Below are 19,100 nucleotides of genomic sequence, written 5' to 3'. Positions count from 1 at the left end.
TTAAATCGTTGAAGGAAACGCCATGAAACTCGCTACCCTGAAGTCGGGCGGCCGCGACGGTACGCTCGTCGTCGTCAGCCGGGACCTGGTCACCTGCCAGGCCGTCCCCAAGATTGCGCGCACCCTGCAGCAGGCGCTGGACGATTGGGACCACGTCGCGCCGCACCTTGCAAAGATCTACGACCAGCTGAACGCCGGCACGGCCACGGGAGCGGAATCCTTCATCGAGGAAGAGTGCGCGTCGCCGCTGCCGCGCGCCTTCCAGTGGGCCGACGGATCGGCCTACATCAACCACGTGGAACTCGTGCGCAAGGCGCGCGGCGCCCAGGTGCCGCCGTCGTTCTACACGGATCCGCTGATGTACCAGGGCGGCTCGGATGCCTTCGTCGGCCCGTGCGATCCGATCGCCGTGCTGTCCGAGGAATGGGGTGTCGACCTGGAGGCCGAGGTGGCGGTCGTCACCGGCGACGTGCCGATGGGCGCGACCGTCGACCAGGCGGCCAGGGCCGTCCGCCTCATCATGCTGGTCAACGACGTGTCGCTGCGCAACCTGATCCCGAAGGAATTGGAAAAGGGGTTCGGCTTTTTCCAGTCGAAGCCGGCCAGTGCGTTTTCTCCGGTGGCCGTGACACCGGACGAGCTCGGCGATGCATGGCGCGACAGCAAGGTGTGTCTGCCGTTGCAGGTGACGTTGAACGATCAGCCGTTCGGCCGTCCGAACGCGGGCGACGACATGACGTTCAGCTTCGCGCAATTGATCGCGCACGCCGCGAAGACGCGCGAGCTCGGCGCCGGGGCCATCATCGGTTCGGGCACGGTGTCGAACAAGCAGGGCAGCCTGCACGGCTCGAGCATCGCCAACGGCGGCGTGGGCTATTGCTGCCTGGCCGAGCTGCGTATGTACGAGACGATAGAGCAAGGGGCACCCAGCACGCCTTTCCTGCGCTTCGGCGATACTGTCCGTATCGAGATGTTCGATGCCGACGGCGCCAGTATCTTCGGCGCCATTGACCAGGAGGTTGCACACTATCACGGGAGGAAGGAATGAAGCTCTATACCTATTTCCGCAGTTCGGCCGCGTACCGGGTGCGCATCGCGCTCAACCTCAAGGGGCTCCAGTACGATGCGGTCCCGGTGCACCTGTTGCGCGGCGGCGGCGAACAGCTGCAGGCGGACTACGTCAAGATGAATCCCAGCGGCCTCGTCCCCACCTTCCAGGACGATTACATCACGCTGACGCAGTCGATGGCCATCCTCGAGTACCTGGAGGACGAGTACCCGCAGGTGCCGCTGCTGCCCAAGGATGCCGCCGGGCGCGCGCGCGTGCGCGAGCTCGCGCAGATTGTTGCGTGCGACATCCATCCGGTGAACAACCTGCGCGTGCTGCGCTATCTCGTGAACGAGCTCGGCCTGTCGGAAGAGGTCAAGACGCAGTGGTATCGCCACTGGCTGCTGGGCGGTCTCGACGTGCTGGAAAAACACCTGGCGCGCGACCCCAGCGCGGGCCCGCTGTGTCACGGCTATCTGCCGACCATCGCCGACTGCTTCCTCGTGCCGCAGGTGTTCAATGCGCAGCGCCAGGGCATCGACATTTCGGCCTATCCGAACATCGCGCGCATCAATACGGCCTGCGTGGAAATTCCGGCCTTCGTGGCGGCGCATCCGTCGAACCAGCCGGACGCCGAGTAAGCCCCGGCAGGAAAACGCGGCGCATCCGCCGCCGCGTGGTCTCGCGCGCCGCGCCTCAGTGCCTTGTCTGCGACCCGGGGGCCGAGCGGTCCGGCGCGGCCGGCGTCGAAATCTCTTCCAGCGCGTGGTCGATGCCGGCCGAATGCTTGGCCGCCATGTCGCCCAGCGAGACGATGCCGATCACTTCGTGCGACGTCTCGTCGACGACCGGCACGCGGCGGATCTGCACGTCGCCCATCTGGCCCAGGACCTCGTCCACGGTCTGGTTCGGCGCGCAGGTGCGCACGTCGGTGCTCATCACGTCGCCCACGCGCGTCTGCCCCGGCGCCTGCCCGGCCGCCGTCGAGCGGACCGTGATGTCGCGGTCGGTGATCATGCCGACCAGCTTGTGGCCGTCCAGCACGGGGATCGCCCCCACGTTGAGTTCATCCATCAACTGCGCGGCGCGCTGCACGGTTTCCTGCGGCGAAACGCTTTGCACGTCGCGGGTCATCACATCCTGAATGGTCTGCATTTGAAGCTCCTCCCATACGTTCGTCGGCGTTGAAAACGCGATGCATGATGCACGCTTTCGCGCATGTCGGACGCTACGTTGAATTGCGGAACAGCCTGGGCGCGAGGCCTTGCGCGAACGCGGGTCGGCTACAATCTGCCGCTCTTTGATCTCGATTAATGCCATGCCGGACCACGCCATTCCCACCGCCATCCTCGATGCCCTGCAACGCGCCGACGCTTCCTGGCGTCCGCATCTCATTGCCGGTCTCGACGCCATGATGCGGGCCGCGCCCGCCTACCTGCCCGATCTCGCGCACGACCACTACCTGCCGACGGCGGGCCGCCTGTTCGCGGCCTTCGCGTTGCCGCTGCCGGCCGTGCGCTACGTGCTCGTGGGGGAGGGGCCGTATCCGCGCGAGGAGAGCGCGACGGGCGTGTGCTTCATGGACGGCGCGGTGGGGCCGCTGTGGTCGGACACGGGACTGTCGAAGCCCGTCAACCGCGCGACGTCGCTGCGCAACTTCATGAAGATGCTGCTCGTGGCCGAGGGCCAGCTGAGCCCGGACGATACGGGCGGTGCGGCGCTGGCGCCTGTCGCGAAGGCGGCGGCGACGGACGGATCGATCCAGACCTTGGCCGAGCTGCAGGACAACCTGCTGGGCCACGGCTTCCTGTTATTGAATGCGGCCCTCGTGTTCCGCAAACACGTGCCGCCGGTCCAGGAAGCGCGTGCGTGGGTGCCGTTCCAGCGCGCCGTGTTCGCCGCGTTGGCGGAGCGGGCGGACAAGCCGACGCTGGTCCTGTGGGGCAAGATCGCCGAGCAATTGAACAAGGTACCAGAGACGGCCTGCTTCCCGCAGATCCACGCCGAGCACCCGTACAACCTGTCGTTCATCCGCCACGCAGGCATGCAGCAACTGTTCGGTCCGATGCACTTGCTGCGCCGCCGCTGAATTCGGGGTCAGTGCTGAATTTGGGGTCAGAGCCCTTTTTCGGACAATTGATTTGAAGCGATATCGTCAGCCGAGACACGGGACGCTCGATTGCCGTGACGTCGTGAAGCGCGGACGGGCCTGCGCGCGAGCGGGCGTGGAAATGCCGAGTGGCTATTACCACAACAAGTGCTCTGACCCCAAATTTTGCTCTGACCCCGAATTTGGGGGACCAAGCAAAGGCTGGCGAAATACGCTATACTTGACTAAATCGATCAACTAATCAGGTTTTTCTGGATGTCCACACGGACAGACGAATGCGTGATCGGTTGAAGAGAAGCAAGATTTTAACACTGTCTGGAAACCAACCGGGGTTGTGATGCGTCTGACCACCAAAGGCCGTTTTGCTGTTACCGCGATGATCGATCTCGCCCTGCGCCAGGGCAATGGTCCGGTCACGCTGTCGGGCATCAGCCAGCGCCAGGCCATTTCGCTGTCCTACCTGGAACAGCTCTTCGGCAAGCTGCGCCGGCACGAGATCGTCGAATCGGTGCGCGGCCCGGGCGGCGGCTACAGCCTGGCGCGCAGCGCCGACAAGGTGACCGTGGCCGACATCATCATCGCCGTCGACGAGCCCATCGATGCGACCCAGTGCGGCGGCAAGGAAAACTGCCACGGCGCCGATGCCGCCAGCGGCACCCGTTGCATGACCCACGAGCTGTGGGCCACGCTGAATGCCAAGATGGTCGATTTCCTCGATTCGGTGACGTTGCAGGACCTCGTCGACCAGCAGAGGCAGAAAGAACAGAACGTCGTGGTGGTGCACCGCCACGCGTCGTCGGACAATACTGAAGCTGAGCACAGCATATTTAACGGAGTGAACTGATGAACGCGCCCTTGGACAAAAAAATCGAGCAGAGCTTCGTGACTGCGCCGCATTTCCCGATCTATATGGATTATTCGGCCACGACGCCGATCGATCCGCGCGTTGCGGACAAGATGATTCCTTACCTGCGCGAACAGTTCGGCAATCCGGCGTCGCGCAGCCACGCGTATGGCTGGAGCGCCGAGGCGGCCGTCGAGGAAGCGCGCGCGCAGGTCGCACAGCTCGTCGGCGCCGATCCGCGCGAGATCATCTGGACCTCGGGCGCGACCGAATCGAACAACCTCGCGCTGAAGGGCGCCGCTCAGTTCTACAAGTCGAAGGGCAAGCACATCATCACGGTCAAGACCGAGCACAAGGCCGTGCTGGACACCGTGCGCGAACTGGAACGCCAGGGCTTCGAGGCGACCTACCTGGAGCCGCAGGACAACGGCCTGATCTCGCTCGAGCAACTGGAAGCGGCGATCCGTCCGGACACGATCCTCGTCTCCGTGATGTTCGTGAATAACGAGATCGGCGTGATCCAGCCGATCAAGGAAATCGGCGAACTGTGCCGCAAGAAGGGCGTGATCTTCCACTGCGACGCGGCCCAGGCGACCGGCAAGGTGCACATCAACCTGGAAGAGCTCAAGGTCGACCTGATGACCTTCACGGCGCACAAGACCTATGGCCCGAAAGGCATCGGCGCGCTGTACGTGCGCCGCAAGCCGCGCGTGCGCCTGGAAGCGCAGATGCACGGCGGCGGCCACGAGCGCGGCCTGCGTTCGGGCACGCTGCCGACGCACCAGATCGTCGGCATGGGCGAAGCCTTCCGCATCGCCCGCGAAGAGATGGACACCGAGATCGAGCGCGTCAAGGCGCTGCGCGACCGCCTGGCCAAGGGCCTGCTGGAGATCGAAGAGGTGTACATCAACGGCGACATGGAACACCGCGTCCCGCACAACCTGAACGTGTCGTTCAACTTCGTCGAAGGCGAATCGCTGATCATGGCCATCAAGGACATCGCCGTGTCGTCCGGTTCGGCCTGCACGTCCGCGAGCCTGGAGCCGTCGTACGTGCTGCGCGCCCTGGGCCGCAGCGACGAACTGGCGCACAGCTCGATCCGTTTCACCATCGGCCGTTTCACGACGGAAGAGGACATCGACTTCGCCGTCAACCTGCTGAAAGCGAAGGTCGGCAAGCTGCGCGAATTGTCGCCGCTGTGGGAAATGCACAAGGACGGCATCGACCTGAACTCGATCCAGTGGGCCGCCCACTAATTCACCGAACAGAACACCAAGGAGCACTACCATGGCATATTCCGACAAAGTCCTCGACCACTACGAAAACCCGCGCAACGTCGGCTCGTTCGACAAGAATGCCGACGACGTCGGCACCGGCATGGTCGGCGCGCCGGCCTGCGGCGACGTGATGAAGCTGCAGATCAAGGTCAACGAAGCGGGCGTCATCGAAGACGCGAAATTCAAGACCTACGGCTGCGGTTCGGCGATCGCATCGAGCTCGCTCGTGACCGAATGGGTCAAGGGTAAATCGCTGGACGAAGCGCTGTCCATCAAGAACACGCAGATCGCCGAAGAACTGGCGCTGCCGCCGGTGAAGATCCACTGCTCGATCCTGGCCGAAGACGCCATCAAGGCGGCTGTCGCCGATTACAAGCAGAAGCACGGCGCGGAAGAAGTCAAAGCCGCGTGATCGTATGGTGGGCACGGAGTGCCCACCCTACGATTTCGCTGCCGTAGGGTGGGCACCCCGTGCCCACCATGACGTATGCGAACCGCAACACATCGTATCGAAGCTGGAGATTTGAAATGGCTGTGACCCTGACCGAAAAAGCCGCAAAGCACATCAACCGTTACCTCGAGCGCCGGGGCAAGGGCGTGGGCCTGCGTTTCGGCGTGCGCACGACCGGCTGCTCCGGCCTGGCCTACAAGCTGGAATACGTCGACGAAGCGGCGGCCGAGGACACCGTCTTCGAATCGCACGGCGTGAAGGTCTTCGTCGATCCGAAGAGCCTTCCGTACATCGACGGCACCGAACTCGATTTCGCCCGCGAAGGCCTGAACGAAGGCTTCCGCTTCAACAACCCGAACGTCAAGGACAATTGCGGTTGCGGCGAAAGCTTCCGCATCTGACCGGAGCCGCGCAACCGTGCAAAACCACTTCGAGCTGTTCCAGCTGCCGGCCAGGTTCGACGTCGACATGGACGCGCTGGATGCCGCTTACCGCGAAGTCCAGGGCCGCGTCCATCCGGACCGTTTCGTGAACGCGAGCGACGCCGAAAAACGCGTCGCGATGCAATGGGCCACGCGCGCCAACGAGGCCTACCAGACGCTGAAGAATCCGATGCTGCGCGCGCGCTACCTGTGCGAATTGAACGGCGTCGACCTGCAGACCGAGTCCAACACGGCGATGCCGATGGATTTCCTGATGGAGCAGATGGAGTTGCGCGAAGCGCTGTCCGACGCGCGCGCCGCGAAGGATGCCGGCGCGCTCGACGACCTCGATACGCGCGTGCGCGGCGAGCGCAAGCAGCGCCTGGCGCAAGTGGGCAAGCTGCTCGACGCGGGCGACTACCACCAAGCGGCGCAGGGCGTGCGGGCGCTGATGTTCCTCGATAAGTTCGGCGACGAGTTGCATTACGCGTTCGAGGCGTTGGAATCGTAGACACGTGAGGGCTCCGTTCGCGCGCGAACCGGTTGCCGCCAACGATCACCGCGTGGACGGGGAACCCGTCCACCCTACCGAAACGCGGACGTAATTAAAAATAAAACCAGGTAACACGACCATGGCACTATTGCAGATCTCCGAACCCGGCATGTCGACCGCGCCGCACCAGCACCGGCTGGCGGTGGGCATCGACCTGGGTACCACCAATTCCCTCGTCGCGACCGTGCGCCACTCGATCCCGGAAGTGCTGTCCGACGAGGACGGCCGCGCGCTGCTGCCATCGATCGTGCGCTACCTCCCGAACGGCCACGCCAACATCGGCTACAAGGCCATGGCGGCCCGCACTACCGATCCGAAGAACACCATCGTCTCCGTCAAGCGCTTCATGGGCCGCGGCCTGAAGGACATCGCGCACGTCGAGAACCTGCCTTACGACTTCGTCGGCGGTCCCGGCATGGTGCAATTGAAGACGGTGGCCGGCGTGAAGTCGCCCGTCGAAGTCTCCGCGCAGATCCTGGCCACCTTGCGCCAGACGGCCGAGGACGCGCTCGGCGACGAACTGGTCGGCGCCGTCATCACGGTGCCCGCGTACTTCGACGATGCGCAGCGCCAGGCGACGAAGGACGCGGCCCAGCTGGCCGGCCTGAACGTGCTGCGCCTGCTTTCCGAGCCGACGGCCGCCGCCATCGCGTATGGCCTCGACCACGGCAAGGAAGGCGTCTACGCCGTGTACGACCTGGGCGGCGGCACGTTCGACATCTCGATCCTCAAGCTGTCGAAGGGCGTGTTCGAAGTGCTGTCCACCGGCGGCGATTCCGCGCTGGGCGGCGACGACTTCGACCAGCGCCTGTTCTGCTACATCACGCAACAGGCCGGCCTCGCGCCGCTGTCCGAGGTCGACACCGCGACCCTGATGGTCAAGGCGCGCCAGGCCAAGGAACTGCTGTCGACGAACGAAGAGACGACCGTCGAGGCGATCCTGAAATCGGGCGAAGTCGTGCAGGTGACCGTCACCGCCAAGACTTTCGCCGAGATCACCCAGCCGCTCGTCGCGAAGACGATGAACGCGGTGCGCAAGGCGATGCGCGACGCGAACGTGTCGGTGGAAGACGTCGATGGCGTCGTGCTCGTCGGCGGCGCCACGCGCATGCCGCACATCCGCCGCGCCGTCGGCGACTTCTTCAAGACGATCCCGCACGCGAACATCGACCCGGACAAGGTCGTCGCGCTGGGCGCCGCCATCCAGGCGAATCTCCTGGCGGGCAACCGCGCCGCGGGCGACGACTGGCTGCTGCTGGACGTGATTCCGCTGTCGCTCGGCATCGAGACGATGGGCGGCCTGGTCGAGAAGATCATCCCCCGCAACTCGACGATCCCGTGCGCCCGCGCGCAGGAATTCACGACGTTCAAGGACGGCCAGACCGCGTTGGCCGTGCACGTGGTGCAGGGCGAGCGCGAGCTCGTGTCCGACTGCCGCTCGCTGGCGCGCTTCGAACTGCGCGGCATCCCGCCGATGGCGGCCGGTGCGGCGCGCATCCGCGTCACGTACCAGGTCGACGCGGACGGGCTGCTGTCCGTGTCGGCGCGCGAGATGCGTTCCGGCGTGGAAGCGTCGATCACCGTGAAGCCGTCGTACGGCCTCGGCGACGACGAGGTGGCGCGCATGTTGCAGGACTCGTACAACTCGGCCAAGGTCGACATGGTCGCGCGCGCGCTGCGCGAGGAACAGGTCGAGGCCGAGCGCATCCTGCTGGCCACGCAGTCCGCGCTCGATACCGACGCCGACCTGCTGAATGACGAAGAGCAGGACGCGATCGCGCAACTGGTGCACGCCGTGCGCGACGCGATGATGCGGTCGAACGATGCGGACCTCGACGCCGACGCGCGCCAGGCCGCGCTGCACGACGCCGTGCAGGCGCTGGCGCACGGCACCGAGGACTTCGCCGCGCGGCGCATGGACAAGAGCGTGCGCAAGGTGTTGGCCGGCAAGGCGTTGGATCAGATTTAAAAATATTCGAAGAGGTCAAGAAGTGCCACAAATCGTCATCCTCCCCCATCCCGTCTTCTGCCCCGAAGGCGCCGTGCTCGAAGGCCAGAGCGGCAAGTCGATCTGCGACACGCTGCTCGAGAACGACATCGAGATCGAGCACGCCTGCGACCGCGTGTGTGCATGCACCACCTGCCACGTGATCGTTCGCGAAGGCTTCGACTCGCTGAACGAGCAGGAGGAAAAGGAAGAGGACATGCTCGACAAGGCCTGGGGCCTCGAGCCGAACTCGCGCCTGTCCTGCCAGGCCATCATCGACGACGAGGACCTCGTCGTCGAGATCCCCAAGTACACGATCAACCACGCAGCCGAGAACCACTGACGCGACGGAGGCATCATGAAGTGGACCGATGTCACGGCCATCGCCGAGGCTTTGTACGAAACCTATCCGGACGTCGATCCGGCCACCGTGCGCTTCGTCGACCTGCATAACTGGGTCGTCGCGCTGGACGGCTTCGACGACGACCGCGCGCGCGGCGGCGAGCGCGTGCTGGAAGCCATTCAGGCGGCATGGATCGATGAAGCACGCTAAAAAAGAAGTCCCGACGATCTACGAACAGGCGCCGGAAATCAAGCCGGGCCAGTCGATCGAACTGCTGAAGGAACTGCACATCCTCACGCGCGACGGCAAGTTGAACCAGGACAGCCGCCGCAAGCTCAAGCAGGTCTACCACCTCGTCCAGTTCATCGAGCCTTTGCTGAAGGACGTCGGCGAGGGTGCGACCGTGGTCGACCACGGCGCCGGCAAGTCCTACCTCGGCTTCATTTTGTACGACCTGTTCTTCAAGGGACGCGAGAGCTCGGGCCACATCTATGGCATCGAAACGCGCGAGGAACTCGTACAGAAGTCGACCGAACTGGCCGCGCGCCTGGGCTTTCCGGGCATGTCGTTCCTGAACCTGTCCGTGGCCGAATCGACGGTGTCGAGCAAGCTGCCGGCCACGGTCGACGTCGTGACGGCGCTCCACGCCTGCAACACGGCGACGGACGACGCCATCGATTTCGCGCTCAAGAAGCACGCCAGGCACATCGTGCTCGTGCCGTGCTGCCAGGCCGAAGTGGCGTCGGTGCTGCGCAAGAACAAGGGCCGCGACCTGGGGCGCAGCGCGCTCACGGAGATCTGGCGCCACCCGATCCATACGCGCGAATTCGGCAGCCAGATCACGAACGTGCTGCGCTGCCTGCAGCTGGAGGCGCACGGCTACCAGGTCACCGTCACGGAGCTGGTGGGCTGGGAGCACTCGATGAAGAACGAGCTGATCGTCGCCACGTACAAGAACCTGCCGCGGCGCCGGCCGGCCGAGCGCCTGCAGCAGGTGCTGGCCGAAGTCGGCCTCGAAGAACTCTCCTCGCGTTTCTATACCGAAGCAACGACTGCTTGAACCCACATGAGCGACCACCACGACCGCTGGATTGACCTGCGCAGCGACACCGTCACCCAACCGTCCGCCGCGATGCGCGCCGCGATGGCGGCGGCGCCAGTCGGCGACGACGTCTATGGCGACGACCCCACCGTCAACCGCCTGCAGGACTACGCGGCCGAATTGTTCGGCTTCGAAGCGGCCCTGTTCGCGCCCAGCGGCACGCAGACGAACCTCATCGCGCTGATGACGCATTGCGGCCGCGGCGACGAATACCTCGTCGGCCAGGAAGCGCACACGTACAAGTACGAAGGCGGCGGCGCCGCGGTGCTGGGTTCGATCCAGCCGCAGCCGATCGCCAACCAGCCGGACGGCAGCATCGCCATTGCCGACATCGCCGCGTACATCAAGCCGGACGACATGCACTTCGCGCGCACCCGCGTGCTGGCGCTGGAAAACACGATCGGCGGCCGCGTGCTGCCGCAGGCCTACGTGAAAGCCGCGACGGACTTCGCGCACGCGCGAGGCCTCGCCACGCACCTGGACGGCGCGCGCATCTGCAACGCGGCAGTCAAGCAGGGCATCTCGCTGCGCGACGCGGCGGCCGGTTTCGACACCGTGTCCGTGTGCCTGTCGAAGGGGCTCGGCGCGCCGGTCGGCTCCGTGCTGCTGGGGCCCAGGGCGTTCATCGAGCAGGGCAAGCGCTGGCGCAAGATGCTGGGCGGCGGCATGCGGCAAGCCGGCGTGATCGCCGCGGCCGCGCACTACGCGCTCGAGCACAACGTCGATCGCCTGGCCGAGGACCACCGGAACGCGGCCGACCTGTCGGCCGGCCTCGCGCGCATCGAACAGCTGACGGTGACGACGCCGCAGACGAACATCTTCTACGTCGAGATCCCGGAAGCCGCGTGCGCGCCTTTGAACGAAGCGCTGGCGCGCCAGGGCATCCGCGCATCGATCGGCCCGCACACGCGCCTCGTGACGCACCTGGACGTCTCGAGCGCCGACGTCCAGACCACCATCGCCGCGTTCGAGGCGTTCTTCCGCGACTGGAAGCCGGCATGAGCATTGATGGCATCCGTCTCGCCAAGCGCGTGGCTGAAATCGTGCCGTGTTCGCGCGGCGAGGCCGAGCGCTATATCGCGGGCGGCTGGGTGACGGTCGACGGCGCCGTCGCCGAAGATCCCGCCACGCGCGTGACCACGGCGCAGGCCGTCGCGCTGCTGCCCGGCGCCGAGCCGGTCGAGCCGGCGCCGGTGACGATCCTGCTGCACAAGCCGGCCGGCGTCGACGCGGCCGCTGCGCTCGCGCTGATCGAGCCCGGGACGTTGCAGGCAACGGCCGGTGTCCGCTTCCTGCGCCGGCACCTGGCGCGCCTCGCCGTCGTCACGCCGCTGGAAGCCGAAGCGAGCGGCCTCGTCGTGCTGACCCAGGACTGGCGCGTGACGCGCAAGCTGGTCGAGGACGGCGCGCGCGTCGAACAGGAATACGTGGCCGAGGTGACGGGCGCCATCGCCGACGACGGGCTGGCGCGCCTGAACGGCAGCATGCGCGTGCAGGGCAGGGCGACCGTGCCTCTGAAGGCCAGCTGGCAGAGCGAGGCGCGGCTGCGCCTGGCCGGCAAGGACGTGCGGCCGGGCCAGGTCGCCGCCATGTGCGCCGAGGTCGGGTTGGCCGTCAAATCGCTGCGCCGGCTGCGCGTCGGGCGTGTCGCGCTCGGACCTTTGCCGGCGGGACGCTGGCGTTATCTGCGCGAGACCGAACGGTTCTGACTTGCCGGAAAGGCAACGCCTCCGGTACACTGCGTCGCGCGCATCCGGCGCGACAGGAGGATAGCCGATGAGGTTCCGTAAGCTGCTTGTGCCCGTGCTGACATTGTGGACGGGCGCCGTCCTTGCCGCCGGCGTCGACCCGCTGGCGGCCGACATCGACGCGCGCGACGCGCTGCGTTTCGCCGCCCTGATGAAGGATGGCGCGGTGCCGACGGCCGACGTCCTGCAGCGCGATTATCTGGACGGCGCGGGGCCGGGCGTGAAGATCTTCACGCCGGGACGGATCCGCGACGCGCGCCACCTTGCCGCGGTGGTCGCCGCCAAGCCTGACACCTACCGCTATGCGATCCGCAACTGCCTGCCGCAACTGCCGGCGCTGCGCGGCGACCTGCGCGCGATCTATCTCGCATTCGCGGGCCTGCTGCCGGAACGTCCGCTGCCCGCCATCGACGTCGTCTTCGGCGCCGACAACTCGGGCGGCACGGCCGGCGACGGCAGGCAGGTGCTGGGCCTCGAAGTCGATTGCCCGCCCGGCACCACGCCCGAGCAGTTCCGCACCACGATGCGCGGCTTCTTCGCGCACGAGACGGTGCACACCTGGCAGGAAGACGAAACGCCGGCGGCGCTGGCCGATCTCCTGCTGAGCCAAGCGTTGCGCGAGGGCGGCGCCGATTATCTCGCGACGGTGGTCACCGGCGAGATTCCGCATCTCGACCGCGACGCCTGGGCGCGTCCGCGGGAGGCCTGGTTGTGGCACGAGTTCCAGCGCGACCGCATGGCGATCAAGGGCAGCAGCGACGGCGTGGACACGCTGACGTCGAGTCCCCACTTCCGGCGCTGGTTCGCGAATTGTCATTCCGCGCCGCAGGGATGGCCGTGCGAAGCGGGCTACTGGATCGGCATGCGCATCGCCGAAGCCTACGTGGCGCAGGCGTCCGACAAGCGTGCCGCGATCCGCGACCTGCTCGAATTGCGCGACCCGGCGGCGATCCTCAAGGCCAGCGGCTACGGCAAGTAGGGCGCTCACGCCACGAAACCTCCGTCGATCGTCAACGACGCCCCGTTGACATAGCCTGCCTCGGCGCCGGCGAGGTACGCGACCATCCCCGCAATCTCGGCATCCCGCCCCATGCGGCCCACCGGGGCGTCCGCCCGCCGGCGAGCTGGCGCACGGCCTCGATCCGGCCGCCGGAACGGGATGCGACGGCAATCCGGTGCCGTAACCTATCGGGCTTCCTAAATTCTGAGCGATTTAATAGGGATTTCCCGACGTACTCTCAGGAAGTGCCGATTTCTAACTGATGGTCGCAGTGGTAGCATCAAAGTTTATCGCAAGCCGTGTCGGCTTTGAATAAGACTTGCGTGGCGAGACCGCGTATTGCAGGCAAGCGATGAGATGGATTGTCGTCACTACCTAAATCAACCCAATACCACCCATGCGGACCAACCTGCCAATCACGAACGTCGAATATATTCTGAAGGACAACGAGACCGTCGTATCAAAAACCGATTTGAGCGGCAACATTACTTATGTCAATCAGGACTTCATCAACATCAGCGGATTCACGGCCGAAGAGCTGCTCGGCGCACCGCAAAACATAGTGCGTCACCCGGACATGCCGGCGGAAGCGTTTGCCGATTTCTGGCGCACGATTAAAAGCGGGAAGGCGTGGACCGGACTGGTGAAAAACCGCTGCAAGAACGGCGACCATTATTGGGTCGAGGCGAATGCCGCGCCTATGCTGGAAAACGGCAAGATCGTCGGTTATACATCGATCCGGGTCAAGCCGAGCCGGGAGCAGGTGGCTGCAGCCGAACGCGCTTACCGCGAGATCAAGAATGGCAGCAAAACCCTTGAAATACGCGAAGGTGCCGCCGTTACCCGATCACCTTTTCGGCGCTTCAATATCTTCGCGGGCTTGTCGATTCGCGCCAAGATCATGTTTGGTTCGGTGATATTGGCATTGCTGTTTGCCGCCAACCTCATCGGCTCGATGGTCGGCGGCAAAGCAAACGACGGTTGGGCGCACGTGATTTCCATGTTGGGCATGGGATTGGGCTTGTTATTCGGCTTTGTCCTGCATCGGGCCACCGTGGTTCCGCTCGAGCGCGTGCGGCACGATATCGAGCGCATGAGCGCAGGCGACCTCGCCGGAAAGATCGTGGCCGAAGGCAATGACGAGCATACTCGATTGGTGCAGTCGTTGCGCGTCCTGCAGACCAATGTCAAGCTGCTGGTCGGACAGATCAAGGAGGCGACCGAGGTCGTGAATAGCGGCGCGGGAGAAATCGCGGCCGGCAATGCGAATTTGTCGGCGCGTGCCGAGTCGCAGGCCAGTTCATTGGAGGAGACCGCATCGTCGATGGAGGAATTGACCAGTACCGTCAAGCAGAATGCGGACAATGCGCGCGAAGCGAACCGATTGGTTGCCTCCGCATCGGAGATTGCGGCAAGGGGTGGCGAGGCGGTTGGACAAGTGATCGGCACCATGGCCTCGATCCGGGACAGTTCCCGCAAGATCGCCGATATCATCGGCGTCATCGATGGCATCGCGTTTCAAACCAATATCCTGGCGCTGAATGCGGCGGTGGAAGCTGCGCGCGCCAGTGAGCAGGGACGCGGATTCGCGGTGGTCGCGGGCGAGGTACGCAATCTGGCGCAGCGCTCGGCAGCGGCCGCGAAAGAGATCAAAACGCTGATCGGCGACTCCGTGGAGAAAGTGGAGGCCGGCAGCAAACTGGTCAACGATGCGGGCAAGACGATGGAAGACATCGTCACGTCGGTACGTCAGGCGGCAGGCTATATGGGCGACATTTCCTCCGCCAGCCAGGAACAAAGCGAAGGGATTGAACTGGTCAATCGGGCGATCGCGCAAATGGACCAGCTCACGCAAGAAAACTCCGCATTGGTCGAGCAGTCCGCATCCGCGGCGTCGGACATGGAAAACCAGGCGGTCAAGCTGGCGCATCTCGTCGACTCCTTCAAACTGGTCCGCGGCGGGCCCTCCGTCGCGGCGTTGAAATTGAAACATGCCGTCCTGCGATAAGTCGGCGGCGTCGTTTTTTCGGCAGGATTTCACTCCCCGGTCTTGCCGGACGCCGCGATGAGATTGTCGCGCAGGCGCACGACGGCCTGCTGGAGCTGCGGGAATTCTTCCGGGCTCAGGCCGGACGCGGCGACCGTCTGCTTGCCGAAGCCGAGTCCCTTCTCGCGCAGCGCGCGGCCTGCGTCCGTGAGAAAGATACGCACATTGCGCTCGTCTTCCCTGTCGCGTTCGCGCCGCACATAGCCCATGGCTTCCAGCCGCTTGAGCATCGGCGTCACCGTGCTCGGTTCCAGGAACAGCTTTTCGCTGAGGCTCTTGACCGTCTGCTGGTCCTGCTCCCACAGCGCGATGATGGCGAGGTATTGCGGATAGGTGAGGCCCAGCGCGTCCAGCACGGGCTTGTACACGCGCGAATACGCGAGATTGGTCGAGTAGATGGCGAAGCACATGAAGTCCGCCATGCGGACGGCCTTGGCGCGGGTATCGTTGTCGCTTGGCATGATGTCGTGAAAGTTATCGTGATAACGATTATCGTACTTGAAATTTGCGAATCGCGCTGTTAAACTTTTTGAAAATTATCTCAATAACTATTATTTCGATAATTAAAAATGGAGCCAACGATGAAACTGTACGACGCCGCCATCTCGTCCGCCGCCGCGCGGGTCCGCATCGCCGTCGCCCTGAAGGGACTCGCCGTGGAGCGCATCCCGGTCGAGATCGTCGGCGCCGGCGCGGAGAACCGCCGGCCGGCCTACCTGGACGTGAATCCGCAAGGCCTCGTCCCCGCGCTGGTGACGGACGACGGCGTGCTGCTTACGCAATCGCTGGCCATCGTCGAATATCTGGACGAGGCGCACCCGCAACCGCCGCTGCTGCCGCCCGATGCGGCGACGCGGGCCTGGGTGCGCGCGTTCGTGCTGGCCGTGCTGGCCGAGACGCATGCGGTCGTGACGCCGCGCGTGGTGAACCATCTCGCGACGCTGCCCGGCGCAGACGAGTCGACCGCGCCGTCGTGGCGCCGCCACTGGACGGAAGTCGGCATCGACGCGCTGGAAGCCCTGCTGGCGCGCCGCCATGCCGCGACGCCCAGCCGCTTCTGCGCCGGCGACGCGCCCGGCCTCGCGGACGTCTTCCTGTACCCGCAGGCGCTCAACGCGGGCCGCGTAGGCCTGCCGCTGGCGCGCTGGCCGCAGATCGAGGCGATCGTCACGCGGCTGGCCGACATGCCCGCGTTCGCCGACAACGCGCAGGCCACGTTGCCGCGTTGATCATCGGGACAACGTCAGCCGCGCTTCCAGCCCGCCCTCGGGCCGGTTGTGCAAGGTGAGGGTGCCGCCGAGGCTCCCCGCCAGCTGACGCGCGATGGCCAGGCCCAGCCCCGTGCCGCCCGTGGCGCGGTTGCGCGAGCCCTCCAGCCGGAAGAACGGCTCGAACACGGCTTCCAGCTGGTCGGCGGGGATGCCGGGACCGGCGTCCAGCACGCGCACGAGCACGGCGCCCTGGCTGTCGCGGCCGACGACGATGTCCGCGCTGCCGCCGAACTTCAAGGCGTTGTCGACGAGGTTGCCGACGATTCGCCGCAGCGCTTTTGGGCGTGTCTGTACCGGTGCGCCGATGCGGCCCTCCAGGCGCACGGCGCTGCCGGCGTCGCGGTAGTCCAGCACGAGGCTGTCGAGCTGGGCGTCGAGGTCGACGGCGCGCGCCGCCTCGCGTTCGCCGTGCATGGCGCGCGCATAGCCGATGCCGTCCTTGACGAGGCCTTGCAGTTCGTCGAGGTCGGCGCGTAGCCTCGGCTGCTGCGCCTCGTCGTCCATCATGTCCACGCGCAGGCGCATGCGGGTGATCGGGGTCTGCAGGTCGTGCGAAATGGCGGCGAGGATGCGCACGCGTTCGTCGACGTAGGCCGCGATGCGGCGCTGCATGGCGTTGAATGCGCGCGCCGAGCGCAGGACTTCGGACGGTCCGCGCTCCGGCAGTTCGACGGGACGCAGGTCGGGCCCCAGCGCATCGGCCGCCTCGGCCAGCGCGCGCAGCGGCCGCACGGCCTGGCGCACCGCGAGCCAGCAGCAGGCGGCGAGGATCGCCAGCTGCGCCGCCAGCACGTACGGCAGCCATGGCGACAGCGGCACGCCGCGCATCGGCAGCACGTCGATCGTCAACGGCGAGCCATCCGACAGGCGCAGGTGCACCTGCATGCGGCCGCTGTCACCGAGGCCGTTCACGGTGAGCGGATAGCTGCGCCCGATGCCCTGCTCGATCGAGTGCGCGATCTGCGCCGACAGTTTCTCGTCCGGCATCGCGCCAATCGTCTCGCCCGGACCGAGGATGAAGCGGTAGCTGCGCCGCGCGAGGCGCGGCAGCCACGCCGGGCGCTCGGCCGCCGGCAACAGGTCGAGCAGGGCGACCGAGCTTGCCACCTCGCGTTCCACATAGCCCATCATGAGCTGCGTCGTGGCCCGGTCGCGCTCCGTGAACGTGAGCGCCACGGACAGGCCCTGCGCCAGCGCGAGGCCCGCGAACAGGATCAGGGCGAGGCGCGCGTACAGGCTGCGCGGCCAAGGCACCCTCATGCCGTCCGGCCCTCCAAAATGGTCACCTCGGCCGAGAACACATAGCCCTCGTTGCGCAGGGTCTTGATGTAGCGGGGTTCGCGCGCGCCGTCGCCCAGGCGCTGGCGCAGGCGGCTCACGAGCAGGTCGATCGAGCGGTCGAAGAATTCCGCGTCATTGCCGTGCGTAAGGCCCAGCAGCTGGTCGCGCGACAGCACGCGCTGCGGGTGGTCGAGGAAGACGCGCAGCAGGCGGTATTCGGCGCCGCTCATCGCGACTTCGACGCCGTCGGCATCGAGCAGGTGGCGGCCGACCGTGTCGAGGCGCCAGTCGCCGAACGCGATCAGTTTCGCCGCTTCCGTCACCTGCAGGTTGGGCGGCAGCATGCGCGTGCGGCGCAGCACGGCGCGGATGCGGGCCAGCAGTTCGCGCACGGCGAACGGCTTCGGCACGTAGTCGTCGGCGCCCAGTTCCAGGCCGACGACGCGGTCGGTCTCGTCGTCGCGCGCCGTCAGCATCACGATGGGAATCGCGCGGTGCTTCCCGGCCCGCAGTTCGCGGCACAGCGTGAGGCCGTCCTCGCCGGGCATCATGATGTCGAGCAGGATCAGGTCGGGTGGCGCCTGCAGCAGCGCGTTCTTCATCTCGCGGCCGTTGGCGGCCAGCGTGACGCGCAGGCCCTGCTTTTCCAGATAGGCGCCGACCAGTTCGCGGATGCCGCGGTCGTCGTCGACGACCAGCACGTGGTCGGTCTCGTTCATCTCGTCTCCTTCGGTGGTTGCGGGGCTTGCCTTACTCTAGCGCGCCATACCGGCGTCATTATGTCCGAATGTGTCGAGGGCGGGACAGGACACATCGTCCAACAAAAACGCGAGTTGGCCGACACATGGCGCACACATCGGGGGCGTCCAATGGAGTCTCGCAAACCCAGGAGCCTCCTATGACCGCTGCGATCGAATCCCCGCTTGCCCTGCTGGCCGGCCTGGCCACGGTGGCGTCCCCGTGCGTGCTGCCCGTGCTGCCGTTCCTGCTCGGCGCGGCCGCGGAGCAGTCCGGCCGCGGCCGGCCGCTGTTGATCGTGGCCGGCTTCGTGCTGTCGTTTACCGCGTTCGCGCTGGCGCTGGGCGCCGTGTCGAGCGCCGCGCAACTGGCCCAGGAAACGCTGCGCAACGTGGCGATCGTCATGCTGGGCGTGTCCGGCCTGCTGCGTATCTGGCCGCGGCCGTGGGACCTGCTCGTCGAATACATCCGATCCGCGTACGCCAGGCTGCGCGGCACCGCTGCGGATGCCGTGCCGAAAGGTGGACAGGACAGCGGCGGGGCATTCGTGCTGGGCCTGTCGCTGGGCGCCGTGTGGACGCCGTGCGCCGGTCCCGTGCTCGCCTCGATTCTCGCGCTCGTCGTGCAGACCCACGATCAGGCAGAGGCCGCGCGGCTCGTCGGCCTGTATGCGTTGGGCGCCGCGTTGCCGATGCTGGCGCTGATCCACGGCGGCCAGGCGATCGTCGGGCGCGTGCGCGGCATCGCCCGCCACGCCGTGGCCCTGCAGCGCGCGTTCGGCGTGCTGGTGCTGGCCGGCGCGGCCGCGATCTGGTTCCAGGTCGACACGCAGATCGCCGCCCACGTCCCGTCCATTTTCCCAACCCTGTAAGGAGTCC

General features: G+C 66.0%; 22 protein-coding genes and 1 pseudogene. 18 read left to right on the top strand and 5 right to left on the bottom strand.

Translation table 11 applies throughout. From position 1 onward, the window contains the following. The first annotated feature begins 22 nt into the window (after nt 1-22). Nucleotides 23-1,048, top strand: coding sequence for a fumarylacetoacetate hydrolase family protein (locus ISF28_RS12160; RefSeq protein ID WP_198117441.1), 1,026 nt, complete (start codon nt 23-25; stop codon nt 1,046-1,048). Then, nucleotides 1,045-1,689, top strand: a complete 645-nt coding sequence (maiA, locus tag ISF28_RS12155; protein WP_198117440.1) for a maleylacetoacetate isomerase — start codon at nt 1,045-1,047, stop codon at nt 1,687-1,689. Before ISF28_RS12160 ends, maiA (ISF28_RS12155) begins: the two co-directional genes overlap by 4 nt. Nucleotides 1,690-1,744: 55 nt before the next feature. Here maiA (ISF28_RS12155) and ISF28_RS12150 read toward each other — a convergent pair whose 3' ends face one another. Beyond that, the gene (locus tag ISF28_RS12150; RefSeq protein ID WP_198117439.1) at nt 1,745-2,203 is read right to left on the bottom strand and encodes a CBS domain-containing protein; all 459 of its coding nucleotides are present in this window, start codon (nt 2,201-2,203) and stop codon (nt 1,745-1,747) included. A 163-nt stretch (nt 2,204-2,366) separates the two neighbouring features. Between ISF28_RS12150 and ISF28_RS12145 the strand changes: the two genes are divergently transcribed. The 13 genes from ISF28_RS12145 to ISF28_RS12085 all read left to right on the top strand — a co-directional run bounded on the left by ISF28_RS12145 (nt 2,367) and on the right by ISF28_RS12085 (nt 12,864). Beyond that, complete coding sequence (locus ISF28_RS12145) at nt 2,367-3,137, top strand: uracil-DNA glycosylase family protein (RefSeq protein ID WP_198117438.1); 771 nt, start codon at nt 2,367-2,369, stop codon at nt 3,135-3,137. A gap of 358 nt (nt 3,138-3,495) precedes the next feature. Continuing rightward, nucleotides 3,496-4,002, top strand: coding sequence for a Fe-S cluster assembly transcriptional regulator IscR (gene iscR / locus ISF28_RS12140; protein WP_198117437.1), 507 nt, complete (start codon nt 3,496-3,498; stop codon nt 4,000-4,002). Continuing rightward, nucleotides 4,002-5,258 (top strand): IscS subfamily cysteine desulfurase, encoded by a 1,257-nt coding sequence (locus ISF28_RS12135; RefSeq protein ID WP_198117436.1) that lies wholly within the window; start codon nt 4,002-4,004, stop codon nt 5,256-5,258. The genes iscR and ISF28_RS12135 overlap by 1 nt, the downstream gene beginning before the upstream one ends. A gap of 31 nt (nt 5,259-5,289) precedes the next feature. Beyond that, nucleotides 5,290-5,691 carry a Fe-S cluster assembly scaffold IscU gene (gene iscU / locus ISF28_RS12130; protein ID WP_198117435.1) on the top strand — a complete coding sequence of 134 codons (402 nt, stop codon included), beginning with the start codon at nt 5,290-5,292 and terminating at the stop codon, nt 5,689-5,691. A gap of 116 nt (nt 5,692-5,807) precedes the next feature. Further along, a complete protein-coding gene (gene iscA / locus ISF28_RS12125) occupies nt 5,808-6,131 on the top strand; it encodes an iron-sulfur cluster assembly protein IscA (protein ID WP_166858897.1) in 324 nt (107 codons plus the stop codon). Nucleotides 6,132-6,147: 16 nt separating this feature from the next. After that, on the top strand, nt 6,148-6,663 hold the full coding sequence (gene hscB / locus ISF28_RS12120; protein WP_198117434.1) for a Fe-S protein assembly co-chaperone HscB: 516 nt from the start codon (nt 6,148-6,150) through the stop codon (nt 6,661-6,663). A gap of 121 nt (nt 6,664-6,784) precedes the next feature. Further along, nucleotides 6,785-8,674: a Fe-S protein assembly chaperone HscA gene (gene hscA / locus ISF28_RS12115; RefSeq protein ID WP_198117433.1), complete on the top strand. Its 1,890-nt coding sequence runs from the start codon at nt 6,785-6,787 to the stop codon at nt 8,672-8,674. A gap of 22 nt (nt 8,675-8,696) precedes the next feature. Continuing rightward, on the top strand, nt 8,697-9,035 hold the full coding sequence (gene fdx / locus ISF28_RS12110; RefSeq protein WP_198117432.1) for an ISC system 2Fe-2S type ferredoxin: 339 nt from the start codon (nt 8,697-8,699) through the stop codon (nt 9,033-9,035). Between the two features lie 15 nt (nt 9,036-9,050). Further along, on the top strand, nt 9,051-9,245 hold the full coding sequence (gene iscX / locus ISF28_RS12105; protein ID WP_198117431.1) for a Fe-S cluster assembly protein IscX: 195 nt from the start codon (nt 9,051-9,053) through the stop codon (nt 9,243-9,245). After that, entirely contained in the window at nt 9,232-10,095 is an 864-nt protein-coding gene (locus ISF28_RS12100) for a class I SAM-dependent methyltransferase (RefSeq protein WP_198117430.1), read from the top strand. Before iscX ends, ISF28_RS12100 begins: the two co-directional genes overlap by 14 nt. 6 nt (nt 10,096-10,101) lie before the next feature. Further along, complete coding sequence (gene ltaE / locus ISF28_RS12095; protein WP_198117429.1) at nt 10,102-11,139, top strand: low-specificity L-threonine aldolase; 1,038 nt, start codon at nt 10,102-10,104, stop codon at nt 11,137-11,139. Then, a complete protein-coding gene (locus ISF28_RS12090) occupies nt 11,136-11,846 on the top strand; it encodes an RNA pseudouridine synthase (protein ID WP_198117428.1) in 711 nt (236 codons plus the stop codon). The genes ltaE and ISF28_RS12090 overlap by 4 nt, the downstream gene beginning before the upstream one ends. A gap of 67 nt (nt 11,847-11,913) precedes the next feature. Further along, nucleotides 11,914-12,864, top strand: a complete 951-nt coding sequence (locus tag ISF28_RS12085; protein WP_198117427.1) for a DUF2268 domain-containing putative Zn-dependent protease — start codon at nt 11,914-11,916, stop codon at nt 12,862-12,864. Nucleotides 12,865-12,869: 5 nt separating this feature from the next. Here the strand turns inward: ISF28_RS12085 and ISF28_RS12080 are convergent. Continuing rightward, nucleotides 12,870-12,998 (bottom strand): annotated as a pseudogene (locus tag ISF28_RS12080) (SDR family oxidoreductase); the annotation flags it as partial. Nucleotides 12,999-13,282: 284 nt separating this feature from the next. On the opposite strand from ISF28_RS12080, the gene ISF28_RS31045 reads away from it, so the two are divergent. After that, nucleotides 13,283-14,893, top strand: a complete 1,611-nt coding sequence (locus tag ISF28_RS31045) for a methyl-accepting chemotaxis protein (protein ID WP_198117425.1) — start codon at nt 13,283-13,285, stop codon at nt 14,891-14,893. A 29-nt stretch (nt 14,894-14,922) separates the two neighbouring features. Here ISF28_RS31045 and ISF28_RS12070 read toward each other — a convergent pair whose 3' ends face one another. Beyond that, nucleotides 14,923-15,393, bottom strand: coding sequence for a MarR family winged helix-turn-helix transcriptional regulator (locus ISF28_RS12070; protein WP_198117424.1), 471 nt, complete (start codon nt 15,391-15,393; stop codon nt 14,923-14,925). Between the two features lie 120 nt (nt 15,394-15,513). On the opposite strand from ISF28_RS12070, the gene maiA (ISF28_RS12065) reads away from it, so the two are divergent. Continuing rightward, complete coding sequence (gene maiA / locus ISF28_RS12065; RefSeq protein ID WP_198117423.1) at nt 15,514-16,161, top strand: maleylacetoacetate isomerase; 648 nt, start codon at nt 15,514-15,516, stop codon at nt 16,159-16,161. Here the strand turns inward: maiA (ISF28_RS12065) and ISF28_RS12060 are convergent, their stop codons facing one another. Both ISF28_RS12060 and ISF28_RS12055 read right to left on the bottom strand, forming a co-directional pair. Continuing rightward, nucleotides 16,162-17,463 (bottom strand): ATP-binding protein, encoded by a 1,302-nt coding sequence (locus ISF28_RS12060; RefSeq protein ID WP_198117422.1) that lies wholly within the window; start codon nt 17,461-17,463, stop codon nt 16,162-16,164. Further along, nucleotides 17,460-18,203 carry a response regulator gene (locus tag ISF28_RS12055; protein ID WP_198117421.1) on the bottom strand — a complete coding sequence of 248 codons (744 nt, stop codon included), beginning with the start codon at nt 18,201-18,203 and terminating at the stop codon, nt 17,460-17,462. The genes ISF28_RS12060 and ISF28_RS12055 overlap by 4 nt, the downstream gene beginning before the upstream one ends. A gap of 179 nt (nt 18,204-18,382) precedes the next feature. Between ISF28_RS12055 and ISF28_RS12050 the strand changes: the two genes are divergently transcribed. After that, nucleotides 18,383-19,093: a cytochrome c biogenesis CcdA family protein gene (locus ISF28_RS12050; protein ID WP_198117420.1), complete on the top strand. Its 711-nt coding sequence runs from the start codon at nt 18,383-18,385 to the stop codon at nt 19,091-19,093. The last annotated feature ends 7 nt before the right edge of the window (nt 19,094-19,100 follow it).

Source organism: Massilia rhizosphaerae (assembly GCF_016093545.1).
GTDB classification, from domain to species: Bacteria; Pseudomonadota; Gammaproteobacteria; order Burkholderiales; family Burkholderiaceae_D; genus Telluria; species Telluria rhizosphaerae.
This window is presented reverse-complemented; position numbering and strand designations above follow the sequence as displayed.